Origin of the sequence: Limosilactobacillus galli, assembly GCF_947381495.1 — a bacterium.
Classification (GTDB): domain Bacteria; phylum Bacillota; class Bacilli; order Lactobacillales; family Lactobacillaceae; genus Limosilactobacillus; species Limosilactobacillus galli.
On sequence record NZ_CANCWK010000087.1, the window covers coordinates 1 to 1,800 of the forward strand.

The 1,800-nt window shown below is 42.5% G+C and carries 2 protein-coding genes; both read left to right on the top strand.

Annotated features, from left to right (window positions below):
• The first annotated feature begins 309 nt into the window (after positions 1-309).
• Positions 310-804, top strand: a complete 495-nt coding sequence (tpx, locus tag QOS10_RS09225; RefSeq protein WP_003671718.1) for a thiol peroxidase — start codon at positions 310-312, stop codon at positions 802-804.
• Positions 805-1,291: 487 nt separating this feature from the next.
• On the top strand, positions 1,292-1,800 hold a 509-nt coding region (locus QOS10_RS09230), incomplete at its 3' end, for a reverse transcriptase domain-containing protein (protein WP_283595183.1).

Sequence of the window (1,800 nt, forward strand, 5' to 3'; positions counted from 1 at the left end):
TGATACCTGATGTCACGCCGAATGGCGTTTTTGCATTTACCACCAATTAGGTGGCTAACTTCATTCTATAATCCACCTAATTTATAAAATTTAGGAGAATTCACCTTAGTATGATGTATTGAAATATAAAAGCAGTTAGTTAATACATTAAGTCCTTTTAGAAGGTAACGCTGCCTATTTTAGGTTAAAAGATACCTTGCCTAGCCACACAGCTCATAAATTTTCTAAAACAATGAGTATAATCAATGCTTTTTAATTGCGTTCTTGATATACTGTGCCTAACCAAAATTAGAAAAGGAGTTGCTAAGAATGGAAATCACAATTAATGGTGAAAAGCGGCAATTAGTAGGCAATCCACCAGCTGTTGGTGACGAATTCCCACACTTCAAGGTTTTTGATAAGAATGGTGACAAGGTTAAGACCCGGCAATTGCTTGGCAAAATAACTCTCTTAAGCGTTGTTCCAGATATTAACACCCCGGTTTGTAGCATTCAAACACAGCGGTTTAACTCAACAATGGACCAATTCCCAGAGGTTAATTTCCTGACCATTTCAACTAACACGACTGAAGATCAACAGAAGTGGTGTGCCGCTGAAGGTGTCAAAAACATGGAATTGGTTTCTGACAAGGAAGAATCCTTTGGTTACGAATCAAAGCTGTTAATACCAGATGAAGGAATCCTTGCGCGGTCAGTCTGGATTCTTGATCCGGATGGGAAGGTTGTTTACCGGCAAATTGTAACTGAATTAACTGATGAACCAGATTACGAAAAAGCAATTGCTGAATTAAAGAAGTTAATTTAGGTTAAATCGATAACTAAGGCCGTCCTTAGTTGTCGATTTTTTTAGTGCGCCCGGCATGAGTATTAGCTAGGTGGTGAAAGTCCGCTATGGGCCGTAGTAGTCGGAACCATGAGCTGAGGACAAGGGTGTCCACCGTGAGGTGGAATCTGAAGGAAGTCTAAGGCAAAGTACTGCATCGATGAACAAGAAGTAGCTATAAGGCTGAAATTAACTGGATAAGGCTGCTAGACAAGTTGAAGTCCAATACTACTCGAAGTTGGTCTCAGTAAAGCTAACGATGACATGGTACGAAAGCTAATATTCTTACCCGAGGAGGCCTGACTTACAAGCTTCCGACAAGAAGAATAAGATAAATTTCCACAGAAGCAAGCGGTACAGTGATGTAGCGTTGAGTAAGTCAGGAGTCAGCCGAGGTCATAGTAGTTTGAGTAATCAGATGAAGGACTGAACGACAATAACTTGTAACTTATATCGGAGGTGTAATCAGGTGCGACGATCGCAGAAAACAGAACAACAAGCTGACCGCTTGTCGAGGATAGATTTGGAAAATCGAAAGTACACAAGGGCGCGTAGTACCAATTCTGATGAAGGTAAAGGCGTGAGTGTCACTTTCCAAGACAAGGTCTTGGACCGCAATAACCTTAACCAGGCATACTTGCGGGTAAAGAGAAATAAGGGAGCAGCCGGCATTGATGGTTTAACTGTTGATGAACTGCTTCCATACCTCAGGGAAAACAAAGAGGAACTAATCGCTAAACTGAAAGACGGCAGTTACAAACCGTCCCCAGTTAAGCGTGTGGAAATTCCTAAGCCCAACGGTGGGAGGAGAAAGCTTGGGATTCCGACGGTCGTGGACCGGATGGTCCAACAGGCGATCGCCCAGGTTTTAACTCCTATCTTCGAGCAAGTTTTCTCGGACAACAGTTTTGGCTTCCGTCCCCACCGTGGGGCCCATGACGCTATTGCAAAAGTAGTAGATCTTTATAATCAAGGCTA

Excerpts from the sequence above, each read along its gene's own strand:
- tpx (WP_003671718.1), top strand. The coding sequence starts at position 310 with ATGGAAATCACAATTAATGGTGAAAAGCGGCAATTAGTAGGCAATCCA.